Below are 20,274 nucleotides of genomic sequence, written 5' to 3' on the forward strand. Positions count from 1 at the left end.
AGTTTCTTCTTTATGAAAACAATTGGCACTGTTTGGAGGCGAATTTTCCATCATGTCTTTCAGAATTGGAGCAGTGAATCTAGATGATGTTTTCTAAATTAAGCGGAAAGTATGTTTCTGTGGAAGGAGTAATAGGAGTCGGTAAGACAACCCTTGTCCAGACTCTCTCTCGAAAATACACTATGCCAACTGTGTTGGAAGTTGTCGAAGAAAATCCATTTCTAGTTCGTTTCTATGAAGATATGGAAAGATGGGCTTTTCAAACTCAGCTCTTTTTCTTGATAAGTCGGTTTGATCAGCAGTCGAACGTCAAAAAGGCAGCTTCGCAGGGACAGGGAGTTGTCTCTGACTATGCTTTTATAAAGGATCATTTATTTGCGTCTCTTAACCTCAAGGGGGAACAACTCAGACTGTATGAGAAGATCTTTAATGCTCTGAAAGAGCAGGTTCTTCATCCAGACCTTATAGTCTATCTATACGCTGACGTTGATACTCTAATGAATAGAATTGCTCTTAGAGATAGACCGTTCGAGAGAAGAATGGACAGGACTTATATCTCGATGCTAAGTGATGCTTATGAGAATTACATGAAGGACGTGGCCGAAAGCCAGGTTCTGAAAATTGATACTTCGAACATCGACTTTGTTAGAAATCCCGAAGACCTCAAGAGGGTTTTTGAGAGAATCGAGGCGATCTTATGATATTGGGAATATGCGGGAACATCGGAGCTGGAAAATCATCACTTACTAATTTGCTGGAGGAGGAACTTGGGTTCAGAGGGGTCTACGAAGCCGTTGATGAAAACCCTTTTCTTGAAGACTTCTACTCCGATATGAAAAGCTGGGCATTTCATTCGCAGCTGTTCTTTCTTATCAAACGCTTTGATTTCCTCAAGAGGGTTGTGACAGAGGGTGCGGTGATTTTACAGGACAGAACGATATACGAAGATGTGGAAATATTCGCCCGCAACCTACAACTTATGGGCTACATCAACGAAAGAGACTGGAGGCTCTATCTTGACACTTATGAGACACTTTCGGATCATCTAACCACTCCCGAAGGAATAGTCTATATAAAATGCTCGAAGAACGTGTTGATGAAAAGGATAAAGAAGAGAGGTCGAGGTTTTGAGAGCGATGTAAGCGAAGATTATATTGAAAGACTCAACGAGTTATACGATGACTGGATAGAGAGAGTTACATTTTGCAGAAAGCTAATTATTGACGGTAACAGGTACGATTTCATAGAAAGCGCTCAGGACAGGGCGGATGTCCTTCACCTGATCTCGAGATTCACGGCAGAACTAATGGCGGGAGTACAGTCTAGGTTGTTTTCCAGATAGACTGAATTGAAGAGACATCGATGTATTCGATTCCAGCAGTTGAGCAAACACCGTCCATGCTCATATCGTTTCCGATCATGACACAGTTTCTTGCCTCCAGACCGTTGACCTCCAGAATCTCCCGATAGTATCTTACATCGGGCTTAACGTAGTGGGAGTTTTCCATGGTCGTCACGTAGTCAAAGAACTTCTTATCCACTCCAACCCACTCAAGTCTTTTGTTGATAGCCTTTTCCGGAAAAATCGGATTTGTCGCGATGATAATTCCTTTCCCAGCCTTTCTCAAATCCTTCAACACCTTTACTACATTCTCTCGAGGCACTACTAGCTCTTTCAATCTGTTGTATTCACCGTCGTAGAACTCATCGAAAAACTGTTCAAACCAATTTCGATCATGGTCATTCATCGATTCAACAAACCTCTCCATAAAAAGGTCATAATTATTCTTGAAGTTGTCTCTATCACCAAAAAGAGCTTTTAGCGCGACCTCCAAAGAAGTTATGAGTTTTTCTGGGACGACTCTTCCTTCGGCTGAGCTGGAAACAAGTTGAAGATAACGCCTTGCGAAATCCTCATCAGAAACAGCGCTTAGCGTACCGTCAAGATCAAACAGATATGTGATACGTTCCTTCACCAAAACACTCCCATAATAAATGAATTGTCCTCGTTTATCCTTCCCAGGATGATTCTCTTCTATCGCATGAACCGAACTTATGAACCTGAATTTAATTCTCATTTCAAGAATATCACGCACAATCAAATACTTCTAGTCTATAGCAATTCAACCAACTGGCATTAAGCAAGCCTGAAGAACAGACTGTCACTATATAGCTGGATTGAAATTCAAACGTTCAGATTAGGGTCCGATTTCTAGGACTTGATTTTTGAAAAGTGTTGGCATCATCTATGGTTTGACTATCGTTACCATCACAAGATCTCTTCTCTCAGAGTTGCTTCAAGCGAAGACTTCGGTACGTAGCTCCCTCAGGGAATATGTAACAAATGTTACGGATAAAATCGGCCAATTTTGGTAGAGTTATAGTGAATATGGGAGGTGTTCATATGGGAAGGAAGATCACCGATAGTGTAACTTGGGTCGGCAAGATTGACTGGGAACTAAGAAAGTTTCACGGAGAAGATTATTCGACTCACAGAGGGTCGAGTTACAACTCTTATCTAGTAAAAGACGAGAAGACAGCCCTTATAGATACAGTCTGGGCCCCTTTTGCAGAGGAGTTTGTTGAGGACCTAAAGAAAGTTATAAATCTCGCAGAGATTGACTACGTGATAGCGAATCATGGAGAGATTGATCACAGCGGTGGACTTGTGGCATTGATGAGAGAGACTCCGAACATCCCGATTTACTGTACGGAAAACGCAATAAAATCTCTGAAGGGACAGTTTCATGAAGATTGGAATTTTGTCACGGTAAAAACAGGTGACACCTTGAGTCTTGGCAAGAAGACTCTTACCTTCGTGGAAGCACCGATGCTTCACTGGCCAGATTCGATGTTTGAGTACCTGGATGGTGATGCGATTCTTTCCAGCAACGACGCGTTTGGGCAGCACTATGCCACTGAACTCCTGTATAACGATCTTGTAGACCAGGCCGAACTTTATCAAGAAGCGATCAAGTATTACGCTAATATTCTCACTCCTTTCAGTAGGCTCGTTGTAAGAAAGATAGAAGAAGTCCTGTCCTTCAATCTTCCACTGAACATGATCTGTCCAAGCCACGGAGTGATCTGGAGAAAAGATCCAGTCCAAATAGTGGAGAATTACATGAAATGGGCGAATAATTACCAGGAAGACCAAGTAACCATTGTCTACGACACAATGTGGGAAGGCACTAAAAAGATGGCCGAAGCTATTGCTGAAGGCATTGGCAGAGCGAGCAACGGCACGCCAGTCAAACTCTACAACGCGGGAAAGATAGACAAGAACGACATTGTGACAGAGATATTTAAGTCAAAGGCCGTTCTTTTTGGTTCTCCAACCGTGAACAAGGGAATTCTCGCACCGTTGTCAGGTATGCTTCATGAAGTGAAGGGTCTCGCCTTTAAGAACAAGAAAGCAGCTGTATTCGGTACATACGGTTGGAGCGGCGAGTCAATAGATGTTCTCGGCAAAATGGTGGAAGAAACCGGATTTGAGATCATACAACCCGGTTTGAAGAAACTTTGGTCTCCAGATGACCTCAGCCTTAACGACTGTAGAGAATTCGGAAAGGCTTTTGCTTCAAAGCTGTGAGCAAACTAAATTCCAAGAAGTTTCTCCAATATAAGAAAGGTCTCGTCTTCCAGGAGGTAGTAGGATTTCTTCAATGCTACCTCCTGGTAGGTTTTTAGGAAGGCAACAGTATCACCCACAGTAGCAATAAGTCTTTCCCTACCCAGCTCTTTCTCTATTTCAGTAGCCATTTTCATTCCTACCGGAGCAAGATTTCCGATGCTACCCAAACATTTTCGCAAGCGGCGAACCAAAGATTCTGCTCGCTTTCTCTTCGTACGAACTATTTCTGGAATCAAGCAGGTCTATTAGGGCAAAAATTTCTTCTGTATGAAGCCAGCTCATTTTGATCACCCCACGTAGCTATCTACATAAGCAAGTGATATTATAACATCTAATGATGAAGGAAGATGAGAATTCTCAATCTGGGTTTAGACTTCTGTATACCTGAAGCAGTATACAAGATGATCGTTCACCAAGCCGGCTGCCTGCATTAGGGCATAGACGATTGTTGGCCCAACGAAACTAAAGCCCTTCTCTTTTAAAGCACGCGAAATTTGATGAGCTTTTTTACTAACGGCAGGGATTTCTGAGACACTGGTCCAGGCATTCACTACCTGCTTGTAATCAACAAAACTCCAAATGAATCTATCGAATGTGCCAAATTCCACTTCAATTTGAAGGAATTTCTTTGCATTGTTAATAGCCGATTCTATCTTTCTTCGGTTTCTGATTATTCCGGAATCTGCCATTAGCTTCTCTATTTCATTCTCATCAAACTTTGCAACAATACAAGGATCAAAACCTTCAAAGGCCTCCCTGTAACTTTCTCTTTTTCTTAGCACTGTGCGCCAACTGAGACCGGCCTGAGCTCCTTCTAGAACAAGAAACTCAAACCACTTCTTGTCTTCACGAACGGGAACACCCCATTCAGTATCGTGGTATTTGATGTACGCATCATCCACTTCAGCCCAGGGACAACGTATATTAGCTGTCAGATTTCTTCACTCCACAGAGCTCGAGCTTTTCCAATTCGCAAGAATCATTTCGCTCCTTCAATGAAAAAGCGGTTGACCGATATTGGGATCTACAAAACAGATCATGAGAACCCTTCCCGGTTCCGAAAAATGACCCGTCTTTCTATTTACTATATCCTTCTGAATCGAATATCTCTTGAACAACCGCTCTTGCTTGCTCGAAAGATTTTGTTCTAGGATCTTTCAGAAGAATCTCGACGATAAGATCGGGATTCTTCTCCATAAACGCTTCGAGAGCCCACTCCATCCTGAGTATTCTTGGCTTCAAGTACCACTGAATGACTCTATCGGGCAATACCGGATCAATCTCCTCTACGTGAATTCCATCTTTGTCTACTATCGCAGGAACTTCAACTGCAACATCGTCATCAATGTCCTCTATTACACCTTCATTCAGAGTGTTCACAACTAATCTTGCCGAATTCCCATTTGCAATTGCGTCAATAAAGGGGATATGCTGTTCACCACTCATCGAATCTTTGTCGTAAAGTTGATCAGCCTCTCTCGTGAAATCACTGGACAGACCTTTCGAACCCTCAGTTATCAGCTTCTCCAGACTCACATCGGGAAACTGCTCGATTGCCTTTGCAAGAGCAAGAGTCGCACCAGTAACCTCTCCTAGCTGCTCTCTGTACCACTTCCAGCCAGGTTCGGAATCCGGACTACCCCAAGGACTACCATACCACTTCTCAAGAGTCTGCTGGTCGTAGTGATACTTCCACCCGCTATTTCGTACGGTATCTCCGATCGGAACCAAACCGTAGAATGAATACATATCTAGAGCCGCAGGGGACATCTGGACATTGAAGGGATTTGATGGCTTGAACTTATTGCATTCATAACTTGACGCGTAATCCTCAAACAAAGGATAGAGGTCCTCCCCGTTTCTCCTAAACCTGTTTAGCCATATCCCGTGGTTTACGCCTGCAACCTGCCAGTCAAGTTCAGCTTTGTTTACTCCAAGCGTCTCGGCAACCTCCAGAACATCGTAATGGCCGTGGCAGAATCCTACCATTTTAATTCTCGAGTGCCTTCTTATCAGAGTTGTACCCTCGAAAACCGGATTGGCTGCCTGAAGAAGCCATGCATTCGGTGCATGCTTCTCCATCATTTCCGCGATTTTTAAGAAGTACGAGAGTTGGTTCCAGTTAGTCAGAGTATAGTAATCTGAGACCATGTTGAACTCTTGGGTGTCTATCCCTCTGCAATAGCCGTACTTCTCGCCGATTGACCTTACTCTTTCGAGGAAAGCGTGTCCTCCAACCAGTGCTGAGTTAATCACAAAATCGCTTCCCTCTATTGCTTCTTCCAACTCTACAGTCTTGGAAAACTGGAGACTTGTCTCCATCTCTTCTGCAAACTTTGATGCAAGGATCTGAACGGCAGCAAGCCTTCCCTCATCAATGTCCATCAATGTTATCCTGCTACCATGAAGGCCTCTCGTCTTGCAGAGATCACTGACCAGCCTGAGAGAAAACACCGCACTTCCCGCACCGATTATGCTTATATTGACTGCCGACAAACCAATCCCTCCTAGTTGTTTATAAGTAAATGATACCACTCCCGCACTTCCGAAGAAAATCTATGCCCGAGAAAAAATCGCCCGATAGACTAGACCTCAGCCCGAAGGAGTAACTCAAAGAGCAGGATGTAAAGAAGTGAGGTCATTATTGCCCGAATAATCACTGGCTTCTGTTCCTAAGAGTTGCTTAGTGAAATGTTAACAGTAGTATAATCTTAAGTGGGTTCTCATTCGGTCTGGGGAAAAGCAAGACTATCGCACGGCGAAAAGCCGAACAAACAGGGGGTGTTTTGATGAAAAAGTGTCTTTTTGCAGTCCTTCTTTTATCCGTTAGTCTGCTCTTTGCCTCGGGAAGTGTGGAGATTTTCAGCTGGTGGACAGGCGGAGGAGAAGAGGAAGGACTTGCTGCCATCTACGAGGTCTTTAGAAGCAAGTATCCCGATGTCGAGATAATTAACGCAACCGTCGCTGGTGGAGCCGGCACAAACGCAAAAGCTGTCTTGAAAACGAGAATGCTGGGTGGGAATCCTCCTGACTCTTTTCAAGTTCACGGGGGTATGGAACTCATCGACACGTATGTGATCACCGGTATGATGGAGCCACTCACCGACATTCTGGAGAGCTGGGGAATTGTCGACAAATTCCCAGAAGACATTATGACAATCTGTAGCTATGAAGGAGAAGTCTACTCGATTCCCGTAAACGTACACAGGGGAAATGTAGTCTTCATTAACAACGAAATCCTCGACAAGGTTGGAATCGATGAAGTACCTAGCAATGTGCCGGGATTCCTTGAAGTATGTGCAAAGATCAAGGAAGCAGGTTATATTCCACTCTCCCTTGGAGACAAGGACAAATGGGAAGCGGGTCATCTGTTTGAGACTGTTTTGCTCTCTGCTCTGGGCCCGGAAAAATACAATGGACTTTGGAACGGGACGACCGATTTCTCTGACACCGGTGTCGAAAGAGCCATTGTGATCTTCGAAGAACTTATCGAGTATGTGAACGAAGACCACGCAGCTCTCACCTGGCAGGACGCAACCAGAATGGTCTTCGACGGCAAAGCGGCCTTCAACGTAATGGGAGACTGGGCAGAAGGATACCTGAAAACTTTAGGCTGGACACCGGGTGTTGAGTTCAGCTGGATGGCAGTTCCAGGTACTGAAGGTTCCTTCATGGTAGTTACCGATACCTTCGGTCTGCCGAAGAACGCACCAAACAGAGAAAATGCTCTTAAATGGCTCGAAATAGTTGCCTCAGTCGAAGGTCAGGATGCCTTCAACCCAATAAAGGGATCCATTCCGGCAAGATTGGATGCGGACAAATCGCTCTACGATCCTTATCTTACATGGTCGATGGAGGACTTTTCTACCAACGCTCTGTGCCCTTCTATCGCGCACGGATCGGCAGCACCAGAAGGCTTCGTAACTGAGCTGAACGATGCTGTCAATATCTTCATAACCACGAAAGACAGGGCCGCTTTCATGAGAGCCATAGAGAGCGCCGCTGAAGACTATATTGATTAATATGACAATAGGGGCCTGCAATTAGCGGGCCCCGTTCTTTGGGGGTGTTCTAGATCAAGAGAAAGACAAAACGAGGAATCATCTCTTTCCTGATTCTTTCGCCTACTTTCACAGCTATAGGGATTTTCGTCTACTTCTTCATCGGCTGGACGGCCAGGACATCAGTTTCCAATTGGAATAGTTTCTCAAGATTACTCAAGGGAGAATTCGAGTTCGTCGGATTAAAGAATTATTTAAGGCTATTTGAAGACCCCAGATTCCAGACGGATCTGTGGAACACCCTTTACTTCACTCTTTTTTTCATTCTGGGCTGCCTCATACTAGGTATAATACTTGCCATTTTGGTGGACCGTAACATGAAAGGGTCGAGCATATTCAGGAACATATATCTCTTCCCTATGGCTCTTTCTTTCGTTGTAACTGGAGCCGTATGGAGATGGATATTTGCTCCTGGGATTCTTCCGGCGAGTCCGCAGGGTATGAATCTTCTGTTCGATATAGTAGGACTGGACTTCCTGCAATGGAAATGGTTCACAAGCACTGAAAGCTTTCTTAACTTCAACGTAGCTTTGACTCCGGTTATAATCGCTGCAATATGGCAAATGTCCGGCTATACAATGGCGATGTACCTTGCAGGACTTCGTGGGATAGCTCAAGATCTGGTTGAAGCTGCCGAAGTGGATGGTGCGACTGGATGGCAGATCTTCTGGAGAATCAAGTTCCCAATTCTGCGGCCAATTACGTTAAGTGCCATGATTATTCTCGGCCATATCTCACTGAAAATCTTCGACCTGGTATACGCTATGACAGGCAGTGGCCCGAATAATGTTACCGATGTGCCTGCCATCTACATGTTTGAGACTACTTTCAGGGCAAACAAATACGCCACCGGATCGGCAATAGCCATTGTGATGCTTCTGATGGTAGCTGTTGTCATCATTCCTTACCTGGCTTCGTCTTTCAGAAAGGAGAAGAGGATATGATCAAGAGAATTCTAATCTATATCCTTCTTACGATTTTTGCATTGTTCTTTCTGATGCCGATCTACGTTCTACTGGCTACCAGCCTAAAACCGCTCAGAGAAGTTGGACTTGAGAGGATGTGGTTTCCTCCTAACTCGTTCTCGTTTGACGGGTTTGCGAAGGCCTTTGCGCGTCTTGCCCCGAACTTGAGAAATTCATTCTTGCTAGTGATCCCTGCAACGCTCCTCTCTGCGATCATAGGATCGATTAACGGTTATGTTCTATCAAAACTGAAATTCAGAGGTTCCGACCTGTTGTTTGCTCTAGTTCTCTTCGGGATGTTTATTCCCTACCAGAGCATCCTTTTCCCACTGATACGTTTTCTGCAGGACATCGGTCTATATGGTTCGATCTGGGGGCTTGTGCTGGTTCATGTAGTATACGGACTGCCTATAACGACTCTGATCTTCAGGAATTACTACAGTGAAGTGCCAACAGAGCTCATAGAAGCGGCCAACATTGATGGAGCAGGGATATTCAAGACGTATTTGAAAGTTCTATTCCCGATATCTCTCCCCGGTTTTGTCGTCGTTGTAATATGGCAGTTCACGAATATCTGGAATGAATTCCTTTTTGCAGTAACAGTAACCAGCGATCCCACAAAACAACCGATTACTGTTGCACTCGTTAACCTAGCCGGAAGTCAGGTCGTAGAATGGAACGTCCAGATGGCAGGAGCACTGCTTGCGGCTCTCCCAACGCTGATCGTTTACATACTGCTCGGAAAGTATTTCCTGAGAGGACTTCTCGCAGGCTCTGTGAAGGGTTAGTGGAAAGGTCAAATGGTCTTTATTCACCTCTGATGACTCTCGGAACTTCGTCGGGAAACTGCGGTCAGTCATCCAAGAGAATCGAAGATTTCAACAAGCAGATCTTCTGATGTTATTTTGCTTCCTTCCCTTGAAGTCATGGGGTAAGCGTGAAGTAGCCTTCCTAAAGCACTTGTAGAAGCCCGTTCTGCCTTCCATGGTTTTATGGAAGCTTTGAGCAACTTCCCCTTCAAATTCTTCTTGTAGACAGGCAAATATCGTTCCATAGCTGATAAACTCACTGAACATATCCTCCCGGGATAGATACTTCTCTCCGCAAGAGTCCGAAAGTCCAACTGCAAAAGGCGTATCACTGAGCTTTTTCACCAGTTCTACAATTTGCGAAAGAAAGCGGTCTATAAGTGGGCGGCAGAACTCGTGAAAAGCGACTATTCTTGACACATAATTTTCAGAGTAACTGGAGAATTCTTCATCGAGAGCCGTGAACCCTGGTTCGTAAGGCCACTTCGAAGTTACTCTACCTGGATATCTCGCAATACAGTATAGGTCGTCTTATCCTGCTGCACCAAGGGAGACAAGTTCGGGAAAAAGCGGATTTGGAGAGAAAACTAGATTTGTTTCAAGTTTTCCCGAAAAACCTGAGATTGTTCTCTTAATGGTGTTCCCTGCAAAAGCAACGATAGCGTCTTCTTCAATTTCCTTTCATCTTGAAGCCTGGTTTTCGCAGAATTCTTCCAGAATTCCCGTTTTTACGACTTGCTTAAGTTCTGTGTTCACACCGCTCTTGCACAGGCCTGGTTCATATCTCTCGAGGAATGGCTGGAAGACAACGGGCTCGAGATCCGACCATGAGTGGCTCAAAATACATGTAAAGAGAAAATAGGAAGGAATACCATCCCTCAGTAGTTTCTCAAGTTCATGGAAGCGGAGCCTTTTGCCCAGAATGAAGTCCTTGCCACAAGATAGAGAGGATCGTGCCTGTGCGACCTTTGCTTTTCGCTACTGTTGAGTTCTGTTGTCATAAGCGCGATAGCCATCAGTCGGATTCTCTTGTCACTATTGACTTTCATCTTCCGCCTCGCCTTCTGATAGTTCTTTATGGAAGTCATAGGAATCCAGATCTGAACTCCAATACAGGAATCATAACAGAGATTTCTGACTAGAGTAAAACCTTATTTATCCCGTATACAAGGACTTTCCTGGTGATTATGGAGAGACGTCGAATCCTGCCCTTTGACGAAAATTGCCGGTCGCGAGAAAGACACGAAACGGCGTGCAAACCGAATTCATCAACAGCCGCCCACTCCGCACTAACTTACGCAACAGCTCATCTTCAAATGACTAGCATTGCATCAAATCATCATGAAGCATTAATCAATGTATCCGACCAAGAATAGTTCATCAAAGTCAGACTCTCAGGCTAGAAACATCGGCGTAATAGAGAAAAACATCCTCTGTTCTCTCGAAAGGCCTGAATCCATTTGAGAGAAAGGGGCCCAGATCGCATAGTTCACTAGCCATAGCATGAATACGGACAAAACCCTTCGCCTGCGCATAACAAACAAGCTCCTTCAAGAAATACTCAAGACTATCTTTGTCAACCACTTCAATGTAGTTGATGTCAAGGCAGCGCTTAGACTTGGAGTTCTTAGAAACAGTCGCCCAGTTTGCCCCGTCCAAAAGCTTCACTGGATTGTTTAGAAACCTTCTCTTGTTCAAGACTTCCTTCGGAATGAACATCCAGTCTTCGCTTATATGATCATCGATTTCCGGGATTTCGTCGCTTTCCAGTAGGTTAATGGAACAGGAAGTCGATTCACCAATCTCTCTCTCGAGATTTGTGAAGACGGCTATGCGTTTGAACCCGAAGGCTTCGTTCATCTTTATCGAAGCGGTGTTGTCGAAATAAGTCGCAAAATAGAGTTTTTCGAGCCCAAGCCTTTCAGCAAGCTTCAACGTCTCTCCACCCAGCTCCTTCCCGTACCCTCTTCCCTGAAACGCCGGATCGATTCTCATTCCTTCCATCCAACCCACTTTGCGACTGAAGAGCCTAAGGTTGTCTATACCAATCAGTCTTCCTCCCTTCCAGAGTCCCATAAAGTAACATGAAGGATCATGAACCCACTTCTCAAAGACTCGCGGAATGTAATCATCCCCTTCCCATATTGTCTCAACGATTTCCATCACCCTAAACTGATCGGCCTTCTCGAGACGCTTTATCATAGGTACACTTTTCTCACATAGGGGGATGTCATAACCCTCAGCAGTGCTCCGTAAGACATCGTGAAGGGAATCGAGTCACCAACTGCGAAGGACTTCTCGGAATCGGTTACATCCAGTATTAGGTGATCGCTAGAAGCATGAATTATTTCACATCCTCTCACTAAAGGCGTCAATCCGGAGGGAACCACGTCTTGCTCGCCCAGATCAAGTATCGCCTTCATTCTCTTCCCTTTATCCTCAAACCTTGGAATCCTACCAAAAGCGTCATGACCAATATCGCCAATTGGTAGGGAGGGCTTCTCTGCAAGTTCAATAATCTCTCCTACGAGAGTGAATGTGTTCTGTAGGGTTCCCGGAACTCTCCGGTTGTTCGTAACATCTGTTCCACACATTATCGACTCTCCCAGTCGAAAGTGATTTATGCCTTTTGGAAGATTTTTCTCTTCAAGTAGGGGTAAAGAAGCGGTGTTCCCGGCAGAGTATCTCCTAACTGAGTAACCGGTATTCCTCCTCAGAGATTCGCCCAGATTGAGAAGGATTTCGAATTTTGAAGGAGTTGCAATTACTCCTCCAAAACATCCAAGATTGGTGCCGATTCCATCAAGGTCTCTTCCGACGATTTCGAATGCTTTCTCGAGGACAGCTTCCGCATCATAAAACATGACTCCCTCTCTGAGGTCTCCAGTATCCACCATAAATATGAACTTCAGCTGTTTCTCAGTTTCAGATGAAATCTCTTTTAGTCTGGAAAGACTCTCAAGATCTCCGACAAGCACTGAATCAACAAGCTCCACAACTTGCCGAAATCGCGATTTCTCTGGAAGTCTGAGCAAAATGAAATCCGGATTCATGCCCGCGCTTTTCAGCCTCGCGACATTCTCCAGTCTTGATTCGCCAATTTCTTTGATTCCGTTTTCAAGTAAAGACTTCGCTATTTCAGGATCTCCGCAAACAACTTTGGTTACTGCAGCGACCTTAACCCCATTACTTCTGGCAAGTTCCACGATCCTTCTTGAATTCTTCGCTATGCTATCCCTATTCACTTCAACGTAAGCCATCTAGATCACCTCAATAAATTATATATTAAGCTTACCGCCCAGTTCCAGCCGTCAATCATCTGGCACTGAAACTGTCGTATAATATCTACATTATGGATTACAATAAAGGTGATTACGTTGTTCTTCTTTTTCTCGAAGAAGCGGTTGAGATATCTTGCCGTTGCAGGAACTGGACCCTTGAATCGGGTTATTACATGTACATCGGTTCGGCAATGAGCTCTCTAGCTGAAAGAGTGAAGAGGCACCTAATCGAAGAAAAAAGAAAATACTGGCATATTGACTTCTTGAGGGAGAAAGCCGAGGTTGTGGCCGCTCTGCTTCTTCCGACAGAAAAGCAAAGAGAGGAAGAGCTTTCGAATTTTGTCTCTCAGTATGGTGAGGCAGTCCCCAAATTTGGAGCTTCGGACTGCTTGACGGACTCGAATCTTTACAGACTCGAATTGAGAAATATCGAGAGAATCTTTTCTTCTATCGTCTTAAAATGGAGGGATAAGTGTGATAGCTTTTTTGACTGACTGGGGTGCGGACAGCTATTATGTTGGGGTAGCAAAGGCTGTTATTAGGGAGTTGAATAGGAAGGTTGAAGTAATTGATATTTGTCACGAAATCAAACCCTTCAGCATAAGACATGGCGCCTATATCATTCATAGGACACTCAAGGATATGCCTGAAGATGTTGTCTTTTTGGCCGTAGTAGACCCCGGGGTGGGAACGTCGAGAAAACCGATACTAATGGTTCTCAAGAATGGGATGAGGCTTGTGGGACCTGATAACGGTCTGTTCACCTTTGCAGCCGAAGAATACGGCGTTCACGAGATCCGGGACCTCGAAAACAAGGAGTATCACAGGGGGAACTCCAGAAGCTTTCATGGAAGAGATATTTTCGCTCCCGTAGCTGCTCATGTAGCCGCCGGACTGGAACCGGAAAAGCTGGGTTCAAGACTGATGAACTTCGAATATCTTAAATTCAAGAAGCCCCTCAGGGAAGGAAACACGATTGTCGGCGAAGTCGCATTTTATGATCACTTTGGAAATCTTGAAACGAACGTCCCTATAGCTCTGGGGAATGACCTCGAGGAGGGTGATGTTCTTGAAATTGGGAAGGGGAGAAGACCCTTCAAGGCAACATTCGGAAAGACATACTATGACGTGAATTCGGGGAATCTGCTCGCCCATTTCGATTCAAGTGGTTTCCTCGAAATCACTGTAAACAAAGGGAGTGCCCGGAAGTTCCTTTCTCTTGAAGAAGGGGAACCCATTACATTTGTCAAAGTCTAACAAGGGCTTGTTCAATCCTGGCTACCACTACATAGTTGGTGGGGTAGTCTTGGGAGCGGGAGTTTTATTCTCTCTCTTCTACGGCTTCAGTCTTGAAAGAATATCACTTGTGATTCTTCTGGCGGTCGCGTCAGTTATTACCGTATATCTCACATTAGTCAGGCAACTCGAAAGGCTCATAAGACTTGTCCGTACAGGCGAAAAGAAATCAATTGGCGAACTCGAGGGACAGTTCAATGAGATATATGGCTTCTACAGAAATCTCTCACTCCAGATAGAAGAAGAGAGAAACTATTACGAAAAACTATATAGGGACTACTCAGAACTTCTAAACACTCTTGACATTCCTATCGTCTCGGTTGATGAGAAAGGCAACTTTGATCTCGTTAACGATGCTTTTATTAGGAGTTTCTCCTACGGCAGTCAAGGAGGAAGGTATCTCCGCATCGACAGATTTACAAGAAGAACGGGTCTTATCTTTCCACTTCAAGAAGGTCAGTACGAGGTTTACAGCAGGAAGCTGGGGAAACGTTACCTCGTATCGGTGACTCACAAAAAGAAGAGCGGGTTTCTGCTGACTCTAACAGACAAGACCAGCCAGTGGAAAACAAAACAGCTTCTCGAAAAGACTAGAAGGTACGCAGTGGATGCCCAGACAGTTGCGGATCTCGCACATGGTCTAAAACAGCCTCTGGCAAACGTTAAGTTGGCACTTGATCTTTACAAGAGAACAAACAGGCCGGAGTATATGGAGACTCTTTCGAAAGAACTCAACTCATTCCAGAGTAGGATTGGGGGTATTCTGCAGATCTTCAGATATGGCGAAGAGTTCGATAGAGTAGATCTATCCGAACAACTGATGAAAGTCGCTTCCTTTATGTCTTCGATCTTCTCGGAAAAAAAGATACAGTTCAAAGTTGTTTCTCTTGACAAAGGAATCGTTCTCATTCAGCGAGGGAGGCTTGAGAATGTTCTCAAGAATCTACTCATGAACGCGGTTGAAGCAAGCATACCAGGAGAGAGTTCCATCATCTCGAAAGTTAGAGCATCTAAAGAGGTTGTTACACTGATTATTGCCGATACGGGAAAAGGCATCGATTCTGCAGCTTTGCAGAATGTATTCAAACCTTTCTTCTCGACAAAGTCCGAAGGATCGGGATTGGGACTTTACCTTGTCTACAATTTCTGTGAAGAGAACGATGTAAGATTGAAGATGAGGAGCGCACCCGGAAGGGGAACCGTGTTTGTTTTGACCTTCAGGAGGCAAAGGGATGAAGAGTAAGGTTCTGTTAGTCGACGATGATCTCGCCTTTAATGGCTTGCTAGGCTCCGCTCTGGAAGAAGAGGGGTACGAAGTCGTTCAGGTTTACAATCTTGTTCAGGCAAAAAAACAAATATCTGAAGAATTCTTTGACTGCCTCATACTGGACGTGAGACTCCCCGATGGTTCAGGACTCGATATTCTCTCTGAAGCTTCGACTAATACGCCCGTAATAGTCGTTTCTGCCCATGGGGATATAAACACCGCGATAGATGCGGTTAGAAAGGGAGCGTTCAATTTCCTGGAGAAGCCCTTCGACCTAACTCATGCACTTCTTGAAGTGAAGCGAGCAATAGAGTTCTCAGAGGTTTCTCGGGAGAGGGATAGTCTCGCTGAAAGAATTATTGCCGAACCGTCTGTTGAAATAGTCGGCAACAGCAACAACATCCTTCAACTGAGGGAAACAATCTCCATAATTGCACAAAAAAAAGTGACGGTCCTTCTTGAGGGGGAGAGCGGTACAGGTAAAGAGGTCGTAGCAAGGTCAATCCACCAGCAAAGCGGAAGGAGAAAGTTTGTTCCGATAAACTGCGGTGCAATACCGGAGAACCTATTTGAAAGCGAACTCTTTGGATATGAAAAAGGAGCCTTCACTGGAGCACTGAATTCGAAGCCTGGTCTTATAGAAGAATCACACCGAGGAACACTCTTTCTTGATGAAATATCTGAGATGCCACTCGCGATGCAGGTTAAGTTGCTCCGGGTGTTGGAAACGTCGTCAAGCCAAAGGCTGGGCGGTAATTCTTTCCGTAAGCTCGATCTCCGGGTTGTCGCAGCTACCAACCGAGACCTCGAATCGGCCGTTGCAAAAGGGGATTTCAGAAGCGATCTGTACTATAGATTGAATGTTGTTAAAATAAAAATCGAACCGCTCAGGGAGAGGAGAGAAGACATTCCGCTCTTGATAGACTACTTTCTGCCAAACCTGTGTGATGAACTAGGACTAAAGAAAGTCCCCAAAGTGCCGGAGAATTTTGTAAAAAGTATGAAGGAGTACGATTGGCCAGGAAATATCCGTGAACTTCGAAACAAACTCCTATCGATTCTTGCAATGAACGGCAGGCTTGACAATCTTTCACATTCAATTCTCCCCGAGCGGGTTCAACCCGAAGAAACAGAGTTCAAATTCGAGGAAGTCACACTTGATGAGCTCGAAAGGAGCTATGTTAGGTGGTTGATCGATCGACATAAAGGAAACAAGACAAAGGTGGCAAAGATTCTTGGAATAAGTAAGAGCACGCTTTACGAAAAGCTGAAGAGGTGGAATGTCTTTGAAAGTAATAACAACACACCGGAACCCCGATTTTGATGCATTTGCGTCTGCAGTAGCTGCTCAGAAGCTCTATCCAGATCACGTTATTGTCTTTGGAGGACAGCTTGTTCCCACACTGAAGGGCTTCCTTTCATCCAAAAGTCTTTTGTTGTCATTTTACAATGTGAATGAGCTGAAAATCTTCGGTCTCTCTTCCCTAATCATTGTCGACACTTCAGATGTGAAGAGGATTCCCTCTGCTCTTCAGCGAATGATAGGCAAGAGCACCCAAGTCAGGTTCTTCGATCATCACAAGACAAGTCTTTCGGGATCACAGCAAGGAATTTTCAAGGAATTGGGGGCCTGCACTACTCTGTTGTGCAACCAACTGCGGAAGAAGAAAAAGGAAATTTCCCGAAATGAGGCAACTCTGTTTGCAGCAGCCATCTACAGGGAGACGGGAAACTTCACACATGCCTCCACCAAAGCACAAGATTTGAGAACGGCAGCTTGGCTTATCGATATCGGGGCTCAGCCAGATGACTTGGGAGTTTACTCCAGTTACAGGTTGAGTTCGGCTCAGCAAAGACTTGTTGAGTCTCTTATACTCGGCCTCAAGAGCACATCGATAAGGGGTGTGGAAATCAATATGGCTACTGCAAAGAGAGATTCGCTACCTGCCGGATTCAGTCTTGTGGTCGAGAAGCTCTGGTCATTCCTTGGCGTAGAGAATCTGGTCGTGCTTCTCGAAACAAATAACCGGGTCTACTTCACTCTCAGATCGCGCTACATGAATCTCGACACAGCTGAGCTCGAAGGCATTCTCAGGAATGGAGGAGGGTCTTACACTCTCGGTTTCTTCGAAGACTGTTCTCTTGAAGATGCTGAAGAAAGAATAATGAGAAACTTTGAAGACAATATCGATCGCCTGATAAAGGTTAGGGAGATTATGTCCTCGCCTGTTAGAACCGTTCTCGTCGACATGAAAGTCGAGGACGTCTTCAAGATCATGCAGCGAACCGGTCATCACACTCTTCCAGTAGTGGACCGCGAAAAGATCGTGGGCATTTCTAAATACAGAGATATTGAGAAGGCCATGCGTCACGGGCTCTCTGAAAGAAGAATTGTTGAAGTTATTGACAGGTTCTTCGTAACAGCTTCAGCAGATGATTCCGTTCAGTTGGTAACCGACAAGATGGTGGAAAACGACACAACGGCGATTCTTATTCTTGACAACGGCATACTAAGTGGAATAGTAACGAGAACCGATCTGTTGAAGAGTACTTTTGGCAGAAGAAGAATAATCGATCCCGGAGAAAGCCATGGCGAACAGAATTACGCAAAGTTCCCAGTAGAAGATCTCATAGAGGAACGCACAGAGAAACGAATAGTAACAATGTTAAGATTTCTTGGTGCTGTCGGCTCAGAACTCAACATGCCGACGTATATCGTTGGAGGTTTTGTAAGGGATTTACTTCTTAACAAACAGAATCTAGATCTGGATATCGTGGTCGAGGGAAACGCGAATGCCTTTGCCGAAACTTTCAAGAAATACTTCAGTATTAAGATCGTAGAACACAGAGAGTTCCTGGCAAGCTCGATGTTTTTCAACGACGGGCTGCGAATCGACGTGGCAACTGCCAGGACCGAGTATTACAAGAAACCGGCAATGCTTCCTGAAATCGAGATGAGCACAATCAAGAAGGATCTCTACAGAAGGGACTTTTCCATCAACGCAATGGCGATAAAGCTTAATCAGGAGGAGTTTGGTATTCTGATTGACTTTTTCGGCTCAAGGAAGGACCTTTCAAACGGAGTAATTAGGGCTCTCCATCCCCTTAGCTTCATAGAAGATCCGACTAGAATTCTAAGAGCTGTCAGGTTCGAGCAGCGTTTTGGATTCGAGATTGAAGTAAGAACTGCCGAGCTGTTGAAACAGTGCGTTGCCGAAGGATATCTTGATAGGGTTACTGGCCAGCGGCTTAGAGATGAGCTCATCAAGACTCTTGACGAACCTCTTCCGCTGAAGGCTTTGAGGCGGTTATCGGGATTCGGTGCAACAGAGAAGCTATTCCCACAGTCGAAATTCGATAGAGAGACCGATGTTATGCTTGACAGGTACTTCAGCAGAAGAGATAGAAACTCTTCGCTCATTGGACAGGACAAAATGTTCTACTCTCTTCTGATGATAATGCTTAGAAATAGCGATGAAGATTCTACAGAATGGTGCATCGAGCGCTACGGATTGACGAGAAACTTTCTCGATAGGCTTACTGATGCGATAGGTACAGCTGGTAGAATAGTCAATGAGAAGCCAAGAAAGCCTTCTCAGTTTCATTCGTTACTTAGAACGAGGAAACCGGAAACCCTTAACTTCGTTGACAGCCATCTTGATGATGATTATGACCTCCTGTTCTTATCCTATTTGAAAAAATCGAGCAGAACAGAATTGACCATCGACGGGAACGTACTAAAAGAGAAATTCGGTATGAATGAAGGACCGGAGATCAGGGAAGTGCTTGACGGACTATTCTGTGCTAGATTGGACGGTCTTGATGAAAAAAAGGAAGATGAATTTGTCAGGGAATACCTGAAAGGGAGGGGATCGAAATGAAAAGAGCAAAGTTGTTCTTGGTATTGGGTCTGCTCATAGCTGTTATACTGTCGCTGTCTTCTTGTATTCGAATACCTGTTATGCTTTTCTTTGTTCAAGAGAGCAACAGAGAACCTGGAAAACCGATTATGGTAAACGTAGAACCCTTCAACTTTACACCAACTTCTAACTATGTATGGAAACTCGAGAAGGAGCAGGAGGGTTGGGTGAATATTACTTCTCAGAATCTGAAGCAGAAGGAAAACAATACCGCCATCGTCTATCTTCCAACTATTCCTGAGACGGGTCAAGTTAGAATAACGGTGAGAGCAAACTATGCAGATGGGTATGTGGAACAAACCAGATACATATCCTACGGTCCAAAAACGCCTGTTCTTGTGGAGGTTTTTGAGGAGTTTGGAACCACTTTCTCCCAGCCTTCCGCTTGGTTCGGCAGCTACAATTTCTCAAACTCAAGGCTTCCCACTTTTGTCAGGTACAGGGAGGGATTTCTAGAATCTGCTGTAGGATTTGATCCATTCGCTCAGAGGCTTCTGTTTGGAGTTGCTCCGGGTTCAAAATCTGAAATATACGATTGGGGAGAGGTTTTCTTCCAAGCCTGGACCAGACTACCCAGCAATACCTACAGTTCTGGTCAGATGACAACGATACTTAACACCGAACCGGTAGCATCTGACTGGAAAATCAGAGTTCAGCCCACAACTTTTATCGAATGGCGAGCAACAGGCTGGAAGGTAAGTGTAGAGAACATAGATCGCTCTAAAGACGACCTTTGGCTATTCAGGGCGCGAAGGAGTGACAATCTGGCAACTCATTTGGTAAGAATTAACAACTACTACACCGCATCTTCTGATGAGTTCGAAGGAGAAGCAGTTGGAACATTTGTCGACTTCACATTCAACGAATCAAGCATCGTGGGACCGACCAAGCACCTGTGGGATGAAGACTATTATTTTGGTATAATCGCGGTTGAAAGAACCGGTGCAACTTCTGATTTCGGTGAACAAGTGACGATTGTTGCTCTAAAGGGTTCGACGATGGTTCTTTTCCCTGACAAAAACTGGTGATTTAAGGAGAAAG

At 44.8% G+C, this 20,274-nt stretch carries 20 protein-coding genes; 12 read left to right on the plus strand and 8 right to left on the minus strand.

Going from position 1 to position 20,274, the window contains the following annotated elements:
- Positions 1-83 precede the first annotated feature (83 nt).
- Positions 84-701: a deoxynucleoside kinase gene (locus tag B3K42_RS02115; protein WP_110989901.1), complete on the plus strand. Its 618-nt coding sequence runs from the start codon at positions 84-86 to the stop codon at positions 699-701.
- Entirely contained in the window at positions 698-1,342 is a 645-nt protein-coding gene (locus B3K42_RS02120; RefSeq protein WP_110989900.1) for a deoxynucleoside kinase, read from the plus strand. Before B3K42_RS02115 ends, B3K42_RS02120 begins: the two co-directional genes overlap by 4 nt.
- On the opposite strand, the gene B3K42_RS02125 is transcribed toward B3K42_RS02120, so the two are convergent.
- Complete coding sequence (locus B3K42_RS02125; protein WP_110989903.1) at positions 1,323-1,976, minus strand: HAD family hydrolase; 654 nt, start codon at positions 1,974-1,976, stop codon at positions 1,323-1,325. The genes B3K42_RS02120 and B3K42_RS02125 overlap by 20 nt on opposite strands.
- A 428-nt stretch (positions 1,977-2,404) precedes the next feature.
- Here B3K42_RS02125 and B3K42_RS02130 point away from each other — a divergent pair, with 428 nt between their 5' ends.
- A complete protein-coding gene (locus B3K42_RS02130) occupies positions 2,405-3,592 on the plus strand; it encodes an anaerobic nitric oxide reductase flavorubredoxin (RefSeq protein ID WP_110989899.1) in 1,188 nt (395 codons plus the stop codon).
- Between the two features lie 5 nt (positions 3,593-3,597).
- On the opposite strand, the gene B3K42_RS02135 is transcribed toward B3K42_RS02130, so the two are convergent.
- The 3 genes from B3K42_RS02135 to aglA all read right to left on the minus strand — a co-directional run bounded on the left by B3K42_RS02135 (position 3,598) and on the right by aglA (position 6,130).
- Entirely contained in the window at positions 3,598-3,870 is a 273-nt protein-coding gene (locus B3K42_RS02135) for a DUF5700 domain-containing putative Zn-dependent protease (protein ID WP_220026555.1), read from the minus strand.
- Between the two features lie 132 nt (positions 3,871-4,002).
- Entirely contained in the window at positions 4,003-4,557 is a 555-nt protein-coding gene (locus B3K42_RS02140) for a DNA-3-methyladenine glycosylase I (RefSeq protein WP_181419030.1), read from the minus strand.
- A gap of 154 nt (positions 4,558-4,711) precedes the next feature.
- Complete coding sequence (gene aglA, locus B3K42_RS02145) at positions 4,712-6,130, minus strand: alpha-glucosidase AglA (protein ID WP_292596524.1); 1,419 nt, start codon at positions 6,128-6,130, stop codon at positions 4,712-4,714.
- A gap of 293 nt (positions 6,131-6,423) precedes the next feature.
- Between aglA and B3K42_RS02150 the strand changes: the two genes are divergently transcribed.
- From B3K42_RS02150 to B3K42_RS02160, 3 genes are read left to right on the plus strand one after another with little or no spacing between them, the layout of a single operon-like run.
- On the plus strand, positions 6,424-7,656 hold the full coding sequence (locus B3K42_RS02150; RefSeq protein WP_110989895.1) for an ABC transporter substrate-binding protein: 1,233 nt from the start codon (positions 6,424-6,426) through the stop codon (positions 7,654-7,656).
- Positions 7,657-7,709: 53 nt separating this feature from the next.
- A complete protein-coding gene (locus tag B3K42_RS02155) occupies positions 7,710-8,639 on the plus strand; it encodes a carbohydrate ABC transporter permease (RefSeq protein WP_110989894.1) in 930 nt (309 codons plus the stop codon).
- A complete protein-coding gene (locus B3K42_RS02160) occupies positions 8,636-9,448 on the plus strand; it encodes a carbohydrate ABC transporter permease (RefSeq protein ID WP_110989893.1) in 813 nt (270 codons plus the stop codon). The genes B3K42_RS02155 and B3K42_RS02160 overlap by 4 nt, the downstream gene beginning before the upstream one ends.
- 68 nt (positions 9,449-9,516) lie before the next feature.
- Here B3K42_RS02160 and B3K42_RS02165 read toward each other — a convergent pair whose 3' ends face one another.
- From B3K42_RS02165 to B3K42_RS02180, 4 genes are all read right to left on the minus strand, one after another.
- Entirely contained in the window at positions 9,517-9,729 is a 213-nt protein-coding gene (locus B3K42_RS02165; protein WP_146227023.1) for a hypothetical protein, read from the minus strand.
- 618 nt (positions 9,730-10,347) lie between these two features.
- Positions 10,348-10,518, minus strand: coding sequence for a hypothetical protein (locus B3K42_RS02170; RefSeq protein ID WP_181419028.1), 171 nt, complete (start codon positions 10,516-10,518; stop codon positions 10,348-10,350).
- 337 nt (positions 10,519-10,855) lie between these two features.
- Positions 10,856-11,671, minus strand: coding sequence for a GNAT family N-acetyltransferase (locus B3K42_RS02175; RefSeq protein WP_110989889.1), 816 nt, complete (start codon positions 11,669-11,671; stop codon positions 10,856-10,858).
- The gene (locus B3K42_RS02180; RefSeq protein ID WP_110989888.1) at positions 11,668-12,729 is read right to left on the minus strand and encodes an alanine/ornithine racemase family PLP-dependent enzyme; all 1,062 of its coding nucleotides are present in this window, start codon (positions 12,727-12,729) and stop codon (positions 11,668-11,670) included. Before B3K42_RS02180 ends, B3K42_RS02175 begins: the two co-directional genes overlap by 4 nt.
- A gap of 92 nt (positions 12,730-12,821) precedes the next feature.
- Between B3K42_RS02180 and B3K42_RS02185 the strand changes: the two genes are divergently transcribed.
- From B3K42_RS02185 to B3K42_RS02210, 6 genes are read left to right on the plus strand one after another with little or no spacing between them, the layout of a single operon-like run.
- A complete protein-coding gene (locus B3K42_RS02185) occupies positions 12,822-13,244 on the plus strand; it encodes a GIY-YIG nuclease family protein (protein ID WP_258367125.1) in 423 nt (140 codons plus the stop codon).
- Positions 13,225-14,007 carry an SAM hydrolase/SAM-dependent halogenase family protein gene (locus B3K42_RS02190; protein ID WP_110989886.1) on the plus strand — a complete coding sequence of 261 codons (783 nt, stop codon included), beginning with the start codon at positions 13,225-13,227 and terminating at the stop codon, positions 14,005-14,007. Before B3K42_RS02185 ends, B3K42_RS02190 begins: the two co-directional genes overlap by 20 nt.
- A 49-nt stretch (positions 14,008-14,056) precedes the next feature.
- Positions 14,057-15,289, plus strand: coding sequence for a sensor histidine kinase (locus tag B3K42_RS02195; RefSeq protein WP_292596529.1), 1,233 nt, complete (start codon positions 14,057-14,059; stop codon positions 15,287-15,289).
- Complete coding sequence (locus B3K42_RS02200; RefSeq protein WP_110989884.1) at positions 15,279-16,637, plus strand: sigma-54-dependent transcriptional regulator; 1,359 nt, start codon at positions 15,279-15,281, stop codon at positions 16,635-16,637. Before B3K42_RS02195 ends, B3K42_RS02200 begins: the two co-directional genes overlap by 11 nt.
- Positions 16,594-19,194 (plus strand): CBS domain-containing protein, encoded by a 2,601-nt coding sequence (locus tag B3K42_RS02205; RefSeq protein WP_258367124.1) that lies wholly within the window; start codon positions 16,594-16,596, stop codon positions 19,192-19,194. The genes B3K42_RS02200 and B3K42_RS02205 overlap by 44 nt, the downstream gene beginning before the upstream one ends.
- Positions 19,191-20,261 carry a hypothetical protein gene (locus B3K42_RS02210; protein ID WP_110989883.1) on the plus strand — a complete coding sequence of 357 codons (1,071 nt, stop codon included), beginning with the start codon at positions 19,191-19,193 and terminating at the stop codon, positions 20,259-20,261. Before B3K42_RS02205 ends, B3K42_RS02210 begins: the two co-directional genes overlap by 4 nt.
- Positions 20,262-20,274: the final 13 nt, after the last annotated feature.

The sequence above is a fragment of the Mesotoga sp. UBA6090 genome (genome assembly GCF_002435945.1).
Classification (GTDB): Bacteria; Thermotogota; Thermotogae; order Petrotogales; family Kosmotogaceae; genus Mesotoga.

Bases quoted from the DNA above. Each gene is read 5' to 3' on its own strand.
- B3K42_RS02150 (WP_110989895.1), top strand. From the start codon at position 6,424: ATGAAAAAGTGTCTTTTTGCAGTCCTTCTTTTATCCGTTAGTCTGCTC.
- B3K42_RS02200 (WP_110989884.1), top strand. From the start codon at position 15,279: ATGAAGAGTAAGGTTCTGTTAGTCGACGATGATCTCGCCTTTAATGGC.
- B3K42_RS02175 (WP_110989889.1), bottom strand. From the start codon at position 11,671: ATGATAAAGCGTCTCGAGAAGGCCGATCAGTTTAGGGTGATGGAAATC.
- B3K42_RS02120 (WP_110989900.1), top strand. From the start codon at position 698: ATGATATTGGGAATATGCGGGAACATCGGAGCTGGAAAATCATCACTT.
- B3K42_RS02185 (WP_258367125.1), top strand. From the start codon at position 12,822: ATGGATTACAATAAAGGTGATTACGTTGTTCTTCTTTTTCTCGAAGAA.
- B3K42_RS02180 (WP_110989888.1), bottom strand. From the start codon at position 12,729: ATGGCTTACGTTGAAGTGAATAGGGATAGCATAGCGAAGAATTCAAGA.
- B3K42_RS02130 (WP_110989899.1), top strand. From the start codon at position 2,405: ATGGGAAGGAAGATCACCGATAGTGTAACTTGGGTCGGCAAGATTGAC.
- B3K42_RS02170 (WP_181419028.1), bottom strand. From the start codon at position 10,518: ATGAAAGTCAATAGTGACAAGAGAATCCGACTGATGGCTATCGCGCTT.
- B3K42_RS02210 (WP_110989883.1), top strand. From the start codon at position 19,191: ATGAAAAGAGCAAAGTTGTTCTTGGTATTGGGTCTGCTCATAGCTGTT.
- B3K42_RS02115 (WP_110989901.1), top strand. From the start codon at position 84: ATGATGTTTTCTAAATTAAGCGGAAAGTATGTTTCTGTGGAAGGAGTA.
- B3K42_RS02160 (WP_110989893.1), top strand. From the start codon at position 8,636: ATGATCAAGAGAATTCTAATCTATATCCTTCTTACGATTTTTGCATTG.
- B3K42_RS02205 (WP_258367124.1), top strand. From the start codon at position 16,594: ATGTCTTTGAAAGTAATAACAACACACCGGAACCCCGATTTTGATGCA.